Consider the following 16,909-nt stretch of genomic DNA (forward strand, 5'->3'; position numbering starts at 1 on the left):
TCCCGATGGAGACCCATGAACTGCATCGAGGAAGGCTGATCGATCATATCCAGCTTGTCGTGCGTGATGTCGATGCGAGTCGGCGTTTTTATGAAGCGATCCTTGCGGTGCTCGGCATACCGCTGGGTGGCGTCGAACGCGACTATTTCTGGGCGGATGAATTGTTCGTTTCCAGTGTCGACAGCGAGGCAGCCCAAGGGTTGATGACCGGGCGCCATCACCTTGCGTTTCAGGCGCGCGATGAGACGATGGTACGTGCGTTCCATGCTGCCGGACTGGATGCCGGGGCAATTGACAACGGCCTGCCCGGACCGCGCCTCTACCACCCCGGATATTACGCCGCTTTCCTGCTCGATCCTGACGGAAACAACATCGAAGCCGTGTACCACGGGGAAGCTAGTCGCAGCACTCCATCGGTGAAAATCACCTTCTGAGCGCTGCCAAGGATCAGTTCTGTGTGCCGCCGACCGTCATCGCATTCATGCGTAGATGCGGCTGGCCGACACCGACGGGAACGCCCTGACCGGCCTTGCCGCACATGCCGATGCCATTGTCGAGCTTCATGTCGTTGCCGATCATGGTGACCCTGTGCATCGCATCGGGTCCGTTGCCGATAAGCATCGCGCCCTTGATCGGATAGGTGACCTTGCCGTTCTCGATCATGTAGGCTTCGGTGCAGCCGAAGACGAATTTGCCGCTGGTAATATCGACCTGTCCGCCGCCGAAGGATACCGCGTAGATGCCGTTCTTCACCGAGGAGATGATCTCGTCCGGCGAATAGGCCCCGTTCGTCATATAGGTGTTGGTCATGCGCGGCATTGGCGAGTGGGCATAGGATTCGCGCCGTCCGTTGCCGGTAGGCTCCATGCCCATCAGTCGCGCATTCTGCCGATCCTGCATGTAGTTGACCAGGATGCCATCATCGATCAGCACAGTGCGGTTGGTCGCTGTGCCCTCGTCGTCGACGGTGAGCGAGCCACGACGCTCGGCAATGGTGCCGTCATCGACCACAGTGACACCCTTGGCGGCGACCTGCTGGCCGATCATGCCGGAGAAGGCGGAGGTGTTCTTGCGGTTGAAGTCGCCCTCGAGCCCGTGCCCGACCGCTTCGTGCAGCATGACTCCGGGCCAGCCGGAGGAAAGGACAATATCGAAAGTGCCGGCGGGGGCAGGGGCAGCCTCGAGATTGACGAGCGCCTGACGAAGAGCTTCTTCGGAAGCTTCCTTCCATGCTGCTTCGGCCAGAAACTCTCCGAAAGACCTACGCCCACCAGCGCCGTACGAACCGCTCTCCTGCCGGTCGCCATCACCAACGACGACCGACACGTTGAAGCGAACGAGCGGGCGTATGTCGCGCACGACCTGACCGTCGGCGCGCAGGATTTCGACCTGTTGCCAAGAAGCTGCTAGCGACGCGGTGACCTGGCGCACACGCGGATCACGTGAGCGCAACCATGCGTCGATCTCCTGCAGCAGGTTTGCCTTGGCATCGAATGCGGGCTCGGTGATGGGATTGTCTTCGCCATAAAGCTTGCGGTTTGTGCCTGCGGGAGCGGCCGCCAAGACGCCCGAATGCCCGGACTTGACCGATGAGACTGCATCTGCCGCCCGCAAAAGAGCCGCTTCGGTCAGTTCGCCTGCGTGAGCATAGCCAACAGCCTCACCCGCAACGGCGCGCAGACCAAAGCCCCGGTCGGTGTTGAAGTTGGCGGTCTTGAGACGGCCATTGTCAAACACCAGTGCCTCACCTTCCCGATATTCGAGAAACAATTCTCCGTCGTCGGCCCCGTTGATCGTGCTTGCCACGATCTCGCGTAGACGGCTTTCGGAAACGTCGAACTGTTCAAGAAGTCTGGTCGTCATCATCGGGGCTCCGAATTCGGGATTTGCCATGACGCGTATATAGTTGCGGTCCTCACCACTTGCACGACGTCAGTCGGCCGTTGGTTCGGCGCTTGCAACACATGGTTGCGCGACGTGTTTCGTGGACGCGCGTCGCGCAGGGTAGGCTATCGGCTGGATTGTCTTCAGGGCAGAGCGTCAAAGCCGGCAGCAAAGCCGCTAAGATCAACTGGAATGCCAATCCCTTCTTCCGGTGTCTGGAAGACGATGAAAGTGGCTGCCTGGCCGGTTTTGAAGGTTTCGAGGAGTTTGTCCTCGAGGATCACTTCCGCGTAGCAACCATCCTGGAAGCAGCGGACGAAATAGGCACGGCCAATATCATTGCCGTCGACATTGAGCCCGAGGCCGTTCGGAAGCAAAACGCCAAGCGGGGCCAGAACGCGCAGGATTTCGGCCTTGTTGTCAGCCGTGCGCAGGACGACCACGGAAAGTCCGACTTCGGGGCGATCTTCGGCGATCACGTTCTGCATGAGGGCGCATTGTTCGCTGGTCGCTCCACCCGGCGTATCGCAGATTACAGACCAGGCGCCATGAGTCGCGCGAACTGTCCCGCCCTGTTGTGCGTGTGCCGGCAAGCCCAGTGTAAGGGCACCGGCAATAGCTGCGAGCGAGGTAATCCAGCGAAAAGCCATCGTGCGATCCGTTCCTGTTCTGCAATCCGTTGATTCTCTCACGATATCTGCAGCCATGGCAACAGAATGCAAGAGTCTCTGGTCTTTGCACCAACTTTTCGCCCTGAAAATCCGGGGGCGGAAAGTGCCATGGTCAATCTCCACAGTCCGTTCGGCCGTCCCGATTTTCGCAGAACTTGAGCGAAATCAAGGCGTCGTCTCCAATTTTGTCCCTTGCGCGCGCAAAAATGCCGCACATGGGGGTGCAGGGCTTTCTTGCGGTTGATATGAGAGTATGGTTTGAACGCGCGATGGAGGTCGGAGGCTGCGCTCCGGCACGCACAGATTTTCGTCGATACTTTCGACCGGGGAGAAAAAGAGGGTTATGAAGAAGTTCCTTGCGAGCATGGGCGCCATATCGCTGGTCCTTGCTGCCACGGGAATGGCGGCTGCGGCGCAGCCGACTCCTTGGCAGATGGGTTTTCAGCCGGCAGCCACCGGTATTATGGCTGAAATCGCCTGGTTTGAGCGCTATACCCTGTATTTCATTATCCCTGTGACCATCATGGTCCTGATGTTGCTGGCCTGGTGCATTCTGCGTTATCGCGCCAGCGCAAATCCGGTGCCGTCGCGGGTCAGCCACAACACCATGATCGAGGTGATCTGGACGATCGGGCCAGTGATCGCGCTGCTGTTCATCTCGGTGCCTTCGTTCCAGCTGCTGACATCTCAGTATACGCCGCCTGAAGAGCCGGCGATGACCATCAAGGCGACAGGCCTGCAGTGGAGCTGGGAGTACGAATACCAGGACGAGGAACCGCTGACGTTCTCCTCCTTCCTGCTGCGCGACGAAGATCGCGATGCAGCCGGCAAGCAGGATCGCAACGAGTATCCGCGTCTGCTCGCGGTCGACAACGAGGTTGTGGTTCCGGTCAATACGACGGTCCGTGTGCTCGTCACCGGTGCTGACGTGATCCACGCTTTTGCGATGCCTTCGTTCGGCATCAAGGTCGACGCCGTGCCTGGCCGTATCAACGAGACGTTTTTCAAGGCCGAGCATGAAGGTATCTTCTACGGCCAGTGCTCGGAGCTGTGCGGCAAGGACCATGCGTTCATGCCAATTGGAATCCGCGTCGTGAGCCAGGAGCAGTATGCGACGTGGCGCGCGCAGGCGCAGGCCAATCTCGAAGGCGCGAACAAGGCGCTGATCGCCTCCATCCGGGGGCAGGAACTGAATGTAGCGGACGCCGGCAAGTAAGCCTGCGCGGATAATGAGAGAACGGAGCGGGAATATGGCAGGCGCTGCAGCCTACGATGCCCACGACGATCACCGGCCAACTGGCTGGGTTCGTTGGGTCTATTCAACCAACCACAAGGATATCGGCACCCTCTACCTGATCTTTGCGATCATGGCGGGTATCGTTGGCGGCTTCATGTCCGTCATGATGCGCTGGGAGCTGGCCGAGCCGGGAATTCAGATCTTCCATGGTCTGGCTTCCATGGTTTACGGATTTGAAGGCGATGCTGCCATTGATGGCGGCAAGGAAATGTTCAACGCCTTCACGACCTATCATGCGCTCATCATGATCTTCTTCATGGTCATGCCGGCCATGATCGGCGGCTTCGCCAACTGGATGATTCCGATCATGATCGGTGCGCCAGACATGGCGTTCCCGCGTCTCAACAACATTTCTTTCTGGTTGTTGCCTCCGGCATTCACCCTACTGATGATCTCGTTCTTCATGCCGGGTCCGGCTGGCGGCTATGCCGCGGGCAGTGGCTGGACGATGTATCCGCCGCTGTCGACCATGGCATCGCCTGGGCCGGCAACTGACTTCGCCATTCTGGCGCTTCACGTTGCGGGTGCCTCGTCGATTCTTGGCGCGATCAACTTCATCACCACCATCTTCAACATGCGCGCTCCGGGCATGACGCTGCACAAGATGCCGCTGTTTGCCTGGTCGGTGCTGGTGACGGCATTCCTGCTGCTGCTGACGCTTCCTGTTCTGGCAGGCGCGATCACCATGCTGCTGACGGACCGCAACTTCGGCACGGCGTTCTTCAACCCGGAGTTCGGTGGCGACCCGATCCTGTACCAGCACCTGTTCTGGTTCTTTGGTCACCCGGAAGTTTACATTCTGATCCTGCCGGGCTTCGGCATTGTCAGCCACATCGTCTCGACCTTCTCCCGCAAGCCGATCTTTGGCTATCTCGGGATGGCCTACGCAATGGTTGCGATCGGCGTTGTCGGTTTCGTCGTGTGGGCGCACCACATGTACACCACCGGTATCTCGCTCGATACGCAGCGCTACTTCGTGTTCGCCACGATGGTGATCGCGGTGCCAACCGGCATCAAGATCTTCTCGTGGATCGCCACGATGTGGGGTGGATCGATCACGATGCGCACGCCGATGCTGTGGGCAATCGGGTTCATCTTTCTGTTCACCGTGGGCGGCATGACGGGCGTCCAGCTTGCAAACGCGGGCCTCGACCGCTCGCTGCATGACACCTACTATGTCGTCGCGCACTTCCACTATGTGCTGTCGCTGGGTGCCGTGTTCGCTATCTTTGCGGCGTGGTACTACTGGTTCCCGAAGATGTACGGCTACATGTACTCGCCGTTCATCGCGCGCCTGCATTTCTGGATCACCTTTATCGGTGTGAACGTGATCTTCTTCCCGCAGCACTTCCTCGGGCTTGCTGGCATGCCGCGTCGTTACATCGACTATCCGGATGCGTTTACGGGCTGGAACATGGTGTCGTCCTACGGCTCCTATCTGGCGGCAATCGGTGTGCTGGTGTTCCTCTACGGCGTCTTCGAAGCGTTCTCGAAGAAGCGTGAGGCCGGTGCGAACCCATGGGGTGAGGGTGCAACGACGCTCGAATGGCAGCTGCCTTCGCCGCCGCCATACCATCAGTGGGAACAGCTGCCGAAGATCAAGTAAGCAGCAAGATATCGAGCGATGGCGCCGGGCGGATTTACCAACCGGCGCCATCGCAGGATTTAACAGGTGGAAGAACAGACGATGTCCCTCGCGGAAAAAGCCAGTTACGACGCTAGTACCTACCGTGTCTCCGAGGCACAGGCCGGTGACTACATCGCGCTGTTGAAGCCGCGCGTGATGTCCCTAGTCGTGTTTACGGCGCTTGTCGGGCTCGTCAGCGCGCAGGCCTCGGTCAATCCGTTCATTGCGCTGTTCTCGATCGTTGCCATTGCGGTCGGCGCGGGTGCATCGGGTTCACTGAATATGTGGTACGACGCAGACATCGATGCGGTGATGACCCGCACGACCAGCCGTCCGGTGCCGTCAGGCCGCGTGCTTCCCAATCAGGCGCTTTCGTTCGGCTTGATCTTGTCGGGCCTTTCGGTCATGACCCTCGGGCTTGTGGCAAACTGGCTGGCAGCGTCCCTGCTGGCGTTCACGATCTTCTTTTATGGCTTTATCTACACGATCTGGCTCAAGCGTCGTACGCCCCAGAACATTGTGATCGGCGGCGCGGCGGGCGCGTTTCCTCCGATTGTCGGCTGGGCGGCGGTCACGGGCGATATCGGCTTCTACAGCGTCATCCAGTTTCTGATCATCTTTCTCTGGACGCCTCCGCATTTCTGGGCCCTTGCGCTGTTCAAGTCCAATGACTACGAGCGTGCAGGTGTGCCGATGATGCCCAACGTTGTTGGCGAGGCGTCAACCAAGCGGCAGATATTTGCCTATTCGATTACTGTGGCTATCGCCGGTGTCTTGCCGACCGTGTTTGGCTATGCCGGCTATGCCTATGGCATCTTTGCTGGCGCGCTGAGTGTCGGGTTTCTCTGGTACGCATGGGGCGTGCTGCAGATGCCTGAAAGCGACCGCTCGATGAAGCCGGCCAAGGCGCTGTTCGGCTATTCGATCCTCTATCTGTTCGCCATCTTCTCGGCGATCATGGTGGACAGCGTCCTGGCAGGCTTTGGATATTCGTGGTGAGTGCTTTGGAAGACAACAACCATATCGCGCTGACACCGCAGCAGAAGAAGGCCCAGCGGAGCAGGTCGGTTGCAATCGCGGTCGCGCTGGCGTTGTTCGTCGTGGTGATTTTCATCGTCACCATCGTCAAGATGGGGCCGGCGATCATGAACCGGCCGTTCTAGCGAGCAGGAAGATGACTGAATTACGAACTGACGTGAGCGAGAATGTGCAGCGGTCAAACCGCCGCCTGGCGCTTATCTGTGTCGGGTTCTTTGCAGGCATGCTTGGTATGGCCTACGCGGCTGTGCCGCTCTACGACATGTTTTGTCGGGTGACGGGCTATGGCGGACGCACCCAGCGGGTCGAGCAATATTCGCAAAAGGTGCTCGACAAGGATATTCACGTTCGTTTCGACGCCAATGTGTCGAACGGTCTGGGCTGGGATTTCCGCCCTGTCCAACGCGAAGTGACGTTGAAGATCGGCGAAACGACGCAGGTTTCGTACGAAGCCAAAAACATTTCTTCCAAGCCGATGATGGGGCGGGCGACTTTTAACGTCACGCCCCAGCTGGCTGGTGCCTATTTCATGAAAGTCGAGTGTTTCTGTTTCACGGATACGGTACTGCAACCGGGGGAGACCATGGATATGCCCGTGGTGTTCTTTGTCGATCCGGAAATCGCAGACGTTCCTGAGTTCAGGCACATCAATACGATTACGCTTTCCTACACGTTCTTTCCGGTGGACGGCGAGGCGACAGAAAAGTCTGCCGCCGTTTCAACGGACGTGAACACAACAAACGACGCCGATACCAGATTCGGGGGATAAGATGGCAGACGGACACGCAAAACATCACGATTATCACATCATCGACCCCAGCCCGTGGCCATTCCTCGGGGGTGTGGGTGCGCTGGTCATGGCGACCGGCGGCGTGGGCTGGATGCAGTATCTGAAGGGCAATGAATTCTCGCTGCTGGGAATTCCGCTGGCTTCGCCGTGGCTGTTCTTTATCGGCGTGGCGATTGTTCTCTACGTCATGTTCGCCTGGTGGTCCGACACGGTCCGCGAAGCGCATGAGGGTCATCACACGCGCGTGGTGCAGCTGCACCTGCGTTACGGCGTCATCATGTTCATCATCTCCGAACTGATGTTCTTCGTGGCGTGGTTCTGGGCGTTCTTCGATGCCAGCCTGTTTCCAAATGAGCTGAACCAGTACGGGCGCATGGCCTATACCGGCGGTCAGTGGCCACCGGCAGGTCTGGAAGTCCTGAACCCATGGCACCTTCCGCTCTACAACACGATCATTCTGCTGCTGTCCGGCACTACCGTGACATGGGCGCACCATGCGCTGCTGCACAATGATCGCAAGGGTCTGGTCTGGGGCCTGGCGCTGACCGTGGCACTTGGCCTGTTGTTCAGCTTCGTGCAGGCTTACGAATATTCGGTAGCTCCGTTTGACTTTGCCAATTCGCTCTACAGCGCGACCTTCTACATGGCGACGGGCTTCCACGGCTTCCACGTGGCAATCGGCACGGTCTTCCTGCTCGTCTGTCTGCTGCGCGCAATGGCTGGCCATTTCACCCCGAAGCAGCATTTCGGCTTCGAGGCTGCAGCCTGGTACTGGCACTTCGTTGACGTGGTGTGGCTTTTCCTGTTTGCCTGCATCTACGTCTGGGCGTCGATCGGTGCACCGATTGCAGCCCACTAACGGCTAGCGAATGTGATCTGAGGGGGCGGCTATGGGGGACATGGCCGCCTTCTTCTTTTGTGGTGAAGGGAGTTGACCAGATGAACGCACAGGACCCCCGTGATACGGCGCTCTGGGCACCGGTCGACCCGATCAAGGCGGGTGTATCTGGGCGCTGCCCGCGCTGTGGCAATGGCAGCATGTTTCAAGGGTTCCTCGCGGTTCGGGAACGCTGTGGCACGTGTGGACTCGACAATTCCTTCGCAGATTCTGGCGATGGCCCGGTCGTGTTTGTCATTCTGATTGTCGGGTTTATCGTCGTCGGGCTGGCTTTGTGGATGGAAGTCAGCCTCAACCCGCCGTTGTGGTTGCACTTTTTGTTGTGGGTGCCTTTGACAATCGTCCTTGGCCTCGTTTCGCTCCGCGTGATCAAAGGCCTCCTGATCGCGCTACAATACCGCAACAAGGCGGCACCGGGCGTCGTCGACAGGAATTGACGGAGCAGATCAAGACATGACTCCCCAGCGCAGCACACCACTTTTCATCGGACTTTTTCTGGTTGCTCTTGCGATCCTGTTGACGCTCGGCACCTGGCAGGTACAGCGGCTGGGCTGGAAGGAAGACCTGATAGCGACAGTCAACGAGCGGATCGCGTCGGCTCCTGCGCCGCTCGCCGAAGTTGAGCAGACTTTCGCGCGTACGGGCGACGTCGACTATCTGCCCACAATCGTGGAAGGCGAGTTCCAGCACGTAGGGGAGCGCCACTTTTTCGCTACGCATGAAGGCCGTTCGGGCTATTTTATCTATACGCCGCTCGCCCTTGATGACGGACGCCTGCTCCTCGTCAATCGAGGGTTCGTGCCGTTCGAACTCAAGGATCCGGCGCAGCGGGCGAGTGGGCAGGTCGAGGGCCGGCAGACAATTGTCGGTCTTGCGCGCGATCCTCTGGACGGCAAGCCGTCATGGATCGTCCCCGATAATGATCTGCAGAAGAACGTATTTTACTGGAAAGATCTGGAAGCCATGGCCGCGACCTCCGGGGTGGGCCGTCGCGAGGACTATCTGGGCTTCTTCGTTGATGCGAATGATGCGGCAAATCCCGGCGGGCTTCCTGTTGGCGGTGTCACCTTGATCAACATTTCCAACAACCACATGCAGTACATCATCACATGGTATGGGCTTGCTTTCGCGCTTGTATGCGTCATGGCAGCGTGGTTGTGGCGCAGGCGCAAGCCTTGACAGGGCAGCGTGCCCGACGCCATCTGCATATCCGAGACGTCCAGCCTGCGAGATGACAATGAAACGACCCCTGACGATCAGACTTTGTGGCCCGCGCGGCTTCTGCGCCGGGGTTGATCGCGCGATCCAGATCGTCGTGCTGGCGCTGAAAAAGTACGGTGCGCCGGTCTATGTGCGCCATGAAATCGTGCATAATCGCTACGTGGTCGAAGGTTTGCAGGCAAAAGGCGCGGTTTTTGTCGAGGAAATCGATGAAATTCCGCCGGAACACCACGCCCAACCGGTCGTTTTCTCGGCTCACGGGGTTCCGAAGTCCGTGCCCGCCGACGCCAAGGCGCGCAACTTGTTTTATCTCGACGCGACCTGTCCGCTGGTTTCCAAGGTTCACAAGCAGGCGATGCGTCATCAGCGCCAGGGGCGTCATGTGCTGCTGATCGGCCATGAAGGGCACCCGGAAGTCATCGGCACGATGGGCCAGCTTCCCGATGGCGCGGTGACCCTTGTGGAAACCGCCGAGGACGCCTCAAGGCTGGTGGTCGACACGCCTGACACGCTAGGCTTCGTCACGCAGACGACTCTCTCGGTCGAAGACACCGCCGGCATCATTGAGGCATTGCGCATCCGCTTCCCGAATATCCAGGCACCGGCTGCCGAATCGATCTGCTATGCCACCACAAACCGCCAGGATGCGGTGAAGGAAGCAGCGCCAGGATCGGATCTGTTTCTCGTCGTCGGCGCCCCCAACTCGTCCAACTCAAAGCGGTTGGTTGAGGTTGCGGAGCGGGCTGGCGCCAAGCGCAGCATTCTTGTCCAGCGCGCCTCAGAGATACTTTGGGATGACATTGGCGATATTGCTATCCTCGGTCTTTCGGCAGGTGCATCCGCTCCCGAGATCATCGTTGATGAAATCATTGACGCGTTCAAGGAACGCTACGACGTCACCGTCGAGCTGGCTATCACCGCGGAAGAGACCGAGAATTTCCCGGTCAATCGCGATTTGCGTGATGTGGAACTGACTGCCAGCGACATGGCATTCGTCAACGGAAACGTCTGAACCATGGCGGTCTATACGGATATTACCGAGAGTGAACTCGGCGCGTTCCTTCGCGACTACAACATTGGCGAATTGCTGTCCTATAAGGGCATCGCGGAAGGAACGGAGAATTCGAACTTCATTCTCCATACGACCGGCGGCACTTTCATCCTGACGCTGTACGAAAAGCGCGTGGATCGCGATGATCTGCCGTTCTTTCTCGGTCTAATGGATCATCTTGCGCAGCGCGATGTGTCATGTCCACTGCCGGTCAAGCGCGCCGACGGCGAGATCATTGGTGAATTGGCGGGTCGGCCTGCGGCTATCATCACGTTTCTTGAAGGCATGTGGCCGCGACGTCCGACGACAGCGCATTGCCGCGAGGTTGGCGTTGCACTGGCAAAGCTGCATCTGGCCGGACAGGATTTTCCGCTGCAGCGTCGAAATGATCTGTCGCTGCCGGGTTGGCAACGGCTCTGGGACGGCTGCCGCGAGCGCTGCGATGAGGTGGAGCACGGTTTGGAGGCGGAAGTCAGCGATGACTTTGCCGCGCTCGAAGCTGGCTGGCCGGCAGATCTGCCGAGTGGGGTCATTCACGCCGATCTTTTCCCGGACAATGTGTTCTTTCTCGGTGAGCGCCTGTCGGGACTGATCGACTTCTATTTCGCCTGCAATGATTTCTACGCCTATGATGTTGCGACCTGCCTTAACGCCTGGTGCTTCGAGCGCGATCATTCGTTCAACATCACCAAGGGGGCAGCGTTGCTTGCCGGCTACCAGAGCCTGCGTCCGCTCGACGCCGCCGAGGTTGAAGCGCTGCCGCTCCTTTGCCGTGGGTCGGCGCTGCGCTTCATGCTGACACGCCTGTATGACTGGCTCCACGGCCCGGATGGCGCCATGGTGCAGAAGCGTGATCCATTGGAGTATGTCCGCAAGATGCGCTTCCATCGCCAGATCATTTCGGCAACCGAGTATGGATTGCAGCAGTCATGAAGCGCATCGAGGCCTATACCGACGGGGCGTGTTCGGGAAACCCTGGCCCCGGCGGCTGGGGTGCTATCCTGCGCTATAATGGTGTCACCAGGGAACTGTCCGGCGGCGAGGCGGACACCACCAACAATCGCATGGAGCTGATGGCCGCGATTTCGGCGCTGAATGCGTTGAAGGAGCCTTGTGCGGTCGATCTCTACACCGACTCCAGCTACGTCAAGGACGGTATCTCCGGCTGGATCGAGGGCTGGAAGCGCAATGGCTGGAAGACAGCGGCCAAGAAGCCGGTGAAGAATGCGGAGTTGTGGCAGGCACTCGATGAAGCGCGCAAACGCCACAATGTCACCTGGCATTGGGTGAAGGGCCACGCCGGCCACCCGGAGAATGAACGCGCCGACGAGTTGGCGCGCATGGGCATGGCGCCGTTCAAGGAAGCAAGCCGCCCGGCCAAGGCGGTGTAGGCGGCCTGCTCCCTACGTGTGTTGTCAGAGCTGTCCGATCAGTGTCGCTGCACCGGAGTTGACAGCACTGCCCGGCGCTTCTTCGATGTTGAGCGCGGTGACCACTCCGTCCTCGACGATCATCGAGAAACGCTGAGAGCGAATGCCCATGCCGCGCGCGTCCAGGTCCAGATCGAGACCGACTGACTTGACGAAATGGCCGCTGCCGTCGGCGAGGAAGACGAGCTTGCCTTCAGCGCCGGTAAACCGCGCCCATGCTTGCATGACAAACGCATCATTGACGGCGAGAACAGCAATCGTGTCGACGCCTCGGCCGATAATGGCATCGTAGTTTTCGAGATAGCCGGGGAGGTGGCTATTGTTGCAGGTCGGGGTGAATGCGCCCGGAACTCCAAACAGAACGACCTTCTTGCCCGCGAACAGCTCGGCCGAGGTGATTGTCTGGACACCATCGGCAGTCGGACTCTGGAAAGCGGAATCAGGCAGCTTCTGGCCTATTTCGATCGTCATATGGTTCTCCTAGGGGAAGTAGTGAAGAATTCTGGATACGGCAGTTCCGCATCCGTCCGGAGCGCAGATGGCCAGATCGTCCTCGCGATGGCAACCTCCGGAGTGGTCCGCACTCAGGGAATTTGTAGCTGGCCGCGCACTGCACCCTCGGTTGTGACGAGAGTGTAGTCGAAAACGTCGCCGGAGTTGATCGCGCCGCGAAATCTGGTCGTGAATGTCGGGAGATTTGCGCCCGCGCGCAATGTCGGCGTTTCGAATGTCACCCTGCCGTTCCCTGCTACGAAAATCTCCATGACCGCGGCGCCAGCAGGTACGATTGCCTCGGCCACGAGTTCACCTTCATTTACATCGTCGATCCGCAGATGCATGGCCGGTGTCGCTTGCGCGGGGAGGGCGTCAAAAGCTGCCGAAATGATCTGCTCGTCCGCAGCGACTGCTTGATTGAGCCCCTTGTCGAGCAGCAGCTCGACCTGAACCGGAATGCAGATTGCCTCGCAAATCCCCAGAAAGACGTTCAATCTGGTTGGTTCACCGTTAAGGCGGGACGGTGCTTTCAGCGTTAAAGCCATGGTGACGTCGTGGTCGTAGCCCGCCCAACTGCCATAGTCATCGGCGAACCATCTGGGCGTGGGAAAGTTGAGCGTGGCTGGTGCAATACTACCGTCCTGAATCGTGGATACGACCGGTGGTACCCCCGATGATCCGGGATCCTGCCAGTATGTTTTCCAGCCTGGATCGAGCCGGATCTCCATCGCGGCTCGTCTTCTGCCATCTTCGGTCGAAACGCTGCTCTCGATAACCCGAATCGCTCCGCCTTCGACCCGATACCAATCGCTGCTGGCGGCGTGGAGAGAGGGCGCGGTGGTTGTCCAGATGCAGAAAGTCAGGCAGGCGGCTCGGGAAAAAATCATGAGGTCAATGTTATAGCTCGCAACTGTTTTCGCAATTGCCTGTCGTGCGCGAGGCTTCATTTCAATGTGAACAGGCCGTGGGGCAAAATGTGCGAATGCAGTCCCTTTCGTCCGCGCGCCAAACGCGATAGTTTCCCACCATGGATATTCTTGGCAGCAAGACTTCGGCCGGACAAGGCTACTTGGATGACCAGTTCCTTGTCGCAATGCCGGGGATGAAGGATGACCGCTTTGCGCGGTCGGTGATCTATGTGTGCGCCCATAACGAAGACGGTGCAATGGGCCTGATTATCAATCAGGCGCAACAACTGCTTTTTCCTGAGCTGTTGGTGCAGCTGGGAATACTGGACCAGAAAGAGGCGATACGCCTGCCGCAAAAGACGATGGACATCGTCGTCCGGCATGGCGGCCCGGTGGAGCGCAGCCGTGGTTTCGTGCTGCATAGCGACGATTACACGGTCGACTCGTCCATGCCGGTTGCCGGCGAAATATGTCTCACCGCGACGGTCGATATCCTGCGGGCGATGTCGGACGGCTCCGGGCCGCGCCACGTTCTGATGGCGCTTGGCTATTCGGGCTGGGGTGCCGGTCAGCTTGAACAGGAAATTGCCGAGAATGGCTGGCTGACATGCCCGGCGAGTGTCGACCTGCTGTTCACGCCGCAGATCGACAGGGTCTATGATCGGGTGCTGGCGTCGATCGGGATCGACATTGCACATCTGAGTTCACAGGCCGGTCACGCCTGAACGAGCGGGAACTGCTCCTTGAGGAGCTTGAGTGCCCCTTCCGCGTTGAGCGGCGGTCCGAACATGAAGCTCTGAACATATTCGCAGCCGATCTGGCGCAGTTCGAGCGCGTCGTTTTCGTCCGCGACGCCTTCCGCAACGACAGACAAACCGAGCTCGTGCGCCATGTTCACCATCGAGCGCAGCAGCACCGAGCGCTTCGGGCTGGTGTCGTCGACAAAACTCTTGTCGATCTTGATCGTGTCGAACGGGAAGCGCGTCAGATAGGCAAGTGATGAGTAGCCTGTGCCGAAATCGTCGAGAGACAGCCCGATGCCCAGCTGTTTGAGTTTCTGAAGGATATGGGCCGATTGCTCGGGATTATCCATGATCAGCGACTCAGTCAGCTCAAGACGGAAGTTGCGTGGCTTGAGGTTTGCGCGCGCGATCACCGAGCGCACGTCGTTGACCAGATCACGGCCGATCAGCTCACGGCTGGAAAGGTTCACTGAAACCGATAGTGGAATGTCGCCGACCTGTTTCTGCCAGCTCGACAGATCGTCTGCCGCCTGCTGCATCGCGAACAGGCCCAGTTGGCCGATGAGCTCGCAGCTTTCCGCAACCGGGATGAAATCGGAGGGTGGGATTGAGCCTCTGCGCGGATGCTCCCAGCGCAGCAGGGCCTCAAATCCCGCGACCGAGCGATCTTCCAACCGCACGATGGGCTGATAAGCCAGCCGCAGCTCGGAGCGCTCGACGGCCCGCCGCAGGTCCGATTCCAGCTGCAACCGGTCTGTGCCGACCGAGCGAAACGCCGGACGGAAAGGCTCGATGCGGTCGCCGCCGAAGCGCTTTGCCTGATGCATCGCCAGTTCCGCGTCCTTGACCATATCCTCAGCCGAGGATTGCGAGCTGTTCCAGGATGCCAGACCGATCGATGCGGCAAGAACGATCTCGCGCTTTGCGAAGGTGATCGGCGCGTTGATGGCCTGCTTCACGGCCTCTGCAACAGCGGCAATGCGTGACGGCTCGTGCTCTGACAGAAGAAGAAGTGCGAACTGGTCGCCACTGAAACGTGCAAGCGAGTCCTGAGGTCTCAGGAGACGGTGCAGGCGACGCGCCACGGTCAGCAGGATCGTGTCGCCAGCTGAGATGCCGAGGCTGTCATTGACCTGCTTGAAGCGGTCGATGTCGATGACCATCACGGTCGGCCGGATCGCCTGTTCTGTCTTGGCAATCGAGATGACGGTCTCGAGTCGGTTGAGCAGCAATTCGCGTGCAGGCAAGCCGGTGAGATTGTCGTGCACTGCATCGTGCAGCAATCGTTCCTCGGCCTTCTTTTGTTCTGTCACGTCCACCAGTGTTCCAACACAGCGGATGATCTCGCCATCCGAGCCGATCACGGGACGCGCGCGGAGCGTGAACCAGTGATAATGCCCGTCCGCACCGCGCAGCCGGAAAGACTGGGACACGCGCCCACGGCGGTGCTCAAGAATGACGTCCAGTGTCGTGCGGAACGTGTCACGATCATCGTGATGCAATGTCGGCAGCCAGTTGCGCGCGGGCCCGTGCAGGCTGCCCATCGGCAGTCCAAGCTGGCGGGTCACGTCCGGCTTGGTGATGACGCGGTCGCGCGGCACATCCCAGTCCCAGACGATGTCGCCGGAGCCGGTAATGGCGAGCGCCTGGCGCTCCATGTCGCTGAACAGGCCCTGATGAAGCGCGCCGCCAGCAAAGGCGTGCTGCATCACCGTAAAGCCGATCAGCAGGATGATCAGGATCAGCCCACCGCCAAGCGCCGGCTGCACGATATCGTTGTCGAGCGCGCCGGTGACGGCCATCCATGAGCCGGTCAACCAGACGATGATCATCAGCCAGCTCGGCACGAGCATGATTGCGCGGTCATAACCCTGGAACGACAGATAGGTGATGATCCCGACGCCGACGATCGCAGTCAGGGCGAATGACATGCGCGCCAGACCGGAGGCGACCGACGGATCGAACAGCGCAACGCCTGCAAGAAGGCAAAGCAGTAGCACCCATGCCGACGCACCATAGCTGAAATGCAGGTGCCAGCGGTTGAGGTTCAGATAGGTGAACAGGAAGACGACGAGACTTGCCGCAAGCCCGATCTCGGTTCCGGCTCGCCATAATTGCTCGCTGCCGGCAGAGATGTTGAGAACTTGATTCAGGAACCCGAAGTCGATGCAGATATAGGCCAGAACCGCCCATGACAGGGCAGCGGTGGCGGGGAACATCGACGTTCCCTTGACCACGAACAGGATGGTCAGGAACAGCGCGAGCAGCCCAGCAATGCCGATAACGATGCCGCGGAACAGCGTGTAGGAATTCATCGTGTCCTTGTAGGCCTCAGGCTCCCACAGATAGATCTGCGGCAGCTTCGGCGAGGACAGTTCAGCGATGAAGGTCACGATCGAGCCGGGGTTCAGCGTCACCAGAAACGCGTCAGCGTCCTTGTTGGCCTGGCGATCGAGCGCGAACCCTTCAGATGGCGTGATGGCGGCGATGCGGTCGGAACCAAGGTCCGGCCAGATCAGCCCTGAACCAACGAGACGGAAATGCGGGGCGACGATCAGTCGGTCGAGCTGCTCGTCGGTGGCATTGGCAAGCGCGAACACGGCCCAGTCGCCGCTTGAGCGCTCATCAAGGGCAGACACTTCGATGCGTCGTACAATGCCATCGATGCCGGGCGCGGTGGAGACCTGGAAGTTTTCACCCTGGTCGCGATAGATCTCGACCGCCTTTGACAGGTCGAGCGCAACGTCGTCACGCGAAATCTTGATCGGTTCGATAGCCATTGCCGGGAGCGTGAAGACGCTCAGAACAATCACTGCGAAAGCGCTGATGAGCCATCGCATGATGGGCGCCGGTGCG

At 59.3% G+C, this 16,909-nt stretch carries 18 protein-coding genes; 13 read left to right on the forward strand and 5 right to left on the reverse strand.

The genetic code is table 11. The annotated features are described in order from the left end of the window. The first annotated feature begins 5 nt into the window (after positions 1 to 5). Positions 6 to 434, forward strand: a complete 429-nt coding sequence (locus BMZ42_RS01405) for a VOC family protein (RefSeq protein ID WP_091517710.1) — start codon at positions 6 to 8, stop codon at positions 432 to 434. Between the two features lie 13 nt (positions 435 to 447). Here the strand turns inward: BMZ42_RS01405 and tldD are convergent, their stop codons facing one another. Then, complete coding sequence (gene tldD / locus BMZ42_RS01410) at positions 448 to 1,863, reverse strand: metalloprotease TldD (protein WP_091517828.1); 1,416 nt, start codon at positions 1,861 to 1,863, stop codon at positions 448 to 450. Positions 1,864 to 2,027: 164 nt separating this feature from the next. Beyond that, positions 2,028 to 2,534 carry an invasion associated locus B family protein gene (locus BMZ42_RS01415; protein WP_091517712.1) on the reverse strand — a complete coding sequence of 169 codons (507 nt, stop codon included), beginning with the start codon at positions 2,532 to 2,534 and terminating at the stop codon, positions 2,028 to 2,030. A 364-nt stretch (positions 2,535 to 2,898) separates the two neighbouring features. Between BMZ42_RS01415 and coxB the strand changes: the two genes are divergently transcribed. The 11 genes from coxB to rnhA all read left to right on the forward strand — a co-directional run bounded on the left by coxB (position 2,899) and on the right by rnhA (position 11,868). Beyond that, positions 2,899 to 3,771 carry a cytochrome c oxidase subunit II gene (coxB, locus tag BMZ42_RS01420; protein WP_091517713.1) on the forward strand — a complete coding sequence of 291 codons (873 nt, stop codon included), beginning with the start codon at positions 2,899 to 2,901 and terminating at the stop codon, positions 3,769 to 3,771. A gap of 34 nt (positions 3,772 to 3,805) precedes the next feature. Further along, positions 3,806 to 5,458, forward strand: coding sequence for a cytochrome c oxidase subunit I (ctaD, locus tag BMZ42_RS01425; protein ID WP_091517715.1), 1,653 nt, complete (start codon positions 3,806 to 3,808; stop codon positions 5,456 to 5,458). Positions 5,459 to 5,539: 81 nt separating this feature from the next. Continuing rightward, on the forward strand, positions 5,540 to 6,478 hold the full coding sequence (locus BMZ42_RS01430) for a heme o synthase (RefSeq protein WP_091517716.1): 939 nt from the start codon (positions 5,540 to 5,542) through the stop codon (positions 6,476 to 6,478). Further along, positions 6,475 to 6,642, forward strand: a complete 168-nt coding sequence (locus BMZ42_RS17900) for a hypothetical protein (protein WP_175556582.1) — start codon at positions 6,475 to 6,477, stop codon at positions 6,640 to 6,642. The genes BMZ42_RS01430 and BMZ42_RS17900 overlap by 4 nt, the downstream gene beginning before the upstream one ends. Positions 6,643 to 6,653: 11 nt before the next feature. Continuing rightward, positions 6,654 to 7,286: a cytochrome c oxidase assembly protein gene (locus BMZ42_RS01435; RefSeq protein ID WP_091517718.1), complete on the forward strand. Its 633-nt coding sequence runs from the start codon at positions 6,654 to 6,656 to the stop codon at positions 7,284 to 7,286. A gap of 1 nt (position 7,287) precedes the next feature. Beyond that, positions 7,288 to 8,166, forward strand: a complete 879-nt coding sequence (locus BMZ42_RS01440) for a cytochrome c oxidase subunit 3 (protein ID WP_091517720.1) — start codon at positions 7,288 to 7,290, stop codon at positions 8,164 to 8,166. A gap of 80 nt (positions 8,167 to 8,246) precedes the next feature. Next, the gene (locus BMZ42_RS01445) at positions 8,247 to 8,642 is read left to right on the forward strand and encodes a DUF983 domain-containing protein (protein WP_091517721.1); all 396 of its coding nucleotides are present in this window, start codon (positions 8,247 to 8,249) and stop codon (positions 8,640 to 8,642) included. A gap of 16 nt (positions 8,643 to 8,658) precedes the next feature. Next, complete coding sequence (locus BMZ42_RS01450) at positions 8,659 to 9,384, forward strand: SURF1 family protein (RefSeq protein ID WP_091517723.1); 726 nt, start codon at positions 8,659 to 8,661, stop codon at positions 9,382 to 9,384. Between the two features lie 52 nt (positions 9,385 to 9,436). Further along, positions 9,437 to 10,438, forward strand: a complete 1,002-nt coding sequence (ispH, locus tag BMZ42_RS01455; RefSeq protein ID WP_091517724.1) for a 4-hydroxy-3-methylbut-2-enyl diphosphate reductase — start codon at positions 9,437 to 9,439, stop codon at positions 10,436 to 10,438. A gap of 3 nt (positions 10,439 to 10,441) precedes the next feature. Further along, positions 10,442 to 11,410 (forward strand): homoserine kinase, encoded by a 969-nt coding sequence (locus BMZ42_RS01460; protein WP_091517726.1) that lies wholly within the window; start codon positions 10,442 to 10,444, stop codon positions 11,408 to 11,410. After that, positions 11,407 to 11,868, forward strand: coding sequence for a ribonuclease HI (gene rnhA / locus BMZ42_RS01465; protein WP_091517728.1), 462 nt, complete (start codon positions 11,407 to 11,409; stop codon positions 11,866 to 11,868). Before BMZ42_RS01460 ends, rnhA begins: the two co-directional genes overlap by 4 nt. Positions 11,869 to 11,892: 24 nt before the next feature. Here rnhA and BMZ42_RS01470 read toward each other — a convergent pair whose 3' ends face one another. Both BMZ42_RS01470 and BMZ42_RS01475 read right to left on the reverse strand, forming a co-directional pair. Further along, on the reverse strand, positions 11,893 to 12,378 hold the full coding sequence (locus BMZ42_RS01470) for a peroxiredoxin (protein ID WP_091517729.1): 486 nt from the start codon (positions 12,376 to 12,378) through the stop codon (positions 11,893 to 11,895). A 113-nt stretch (positions 12,379 to 12,491) separates the two neighbouring features. After that, a complete protein-coding gene (locus BMZ42_RS01475; protein ID WP_175556591.1) occupies positions 12,492 to 13,289 on the reverse strand; it encodes a protein-disulfide reductase DsbD domain-containing protein in 798 nt (265 codons plus the stop codon). 140 nt (positions 13,290 to 13,429) lie between these two features. On the opposite strand from BMZ42_RS01475, the gene BMZ42_RS01480 reads away from it, so the two are divergent. Beyond that, positions 13,430 to 14,035 (forward strand): YqgE/AlgH family protein, encoded by a 606-nt coding sequence (locus BMZ42_RS01480; protein ID WP_091517732.1) that lies wholly within the window; start codon positions 13,430 to 13,432, stop codon positions 14,033 to 14,035. Here the strand turns inward: BMZ42_RS01480 and BMZ42_RS01485 are convergent. Then, complete coding sequence (locus tag BMZ42_RS01485) at positions 14,026 to 16,893, reverse strand: EAL domain-containing protein (RefSeq protein ID WP_175556592.1); 2,868 nt, start codon at positions 16,891 to 16,893, stop codon at positions 14,026 to 14,028. The two genes, BMZ42_RS01480 and BMZ42_RS01485, sit on opposite strands and share 10 nt — an antisense overlap. Positions 16,894 to 16,909 lie beyond the last annotated feature (16 nt).

Source organism: Aquamicrobium aerolatum DSM 21857 (assembly GCF_900113935.1).
Lineage (GTDB): Bacteria > Pseudomonadota > Alphaproteobacteria > Rhizobiales > Rhizobiaceae > Aerobium > Aerobium aerolatum.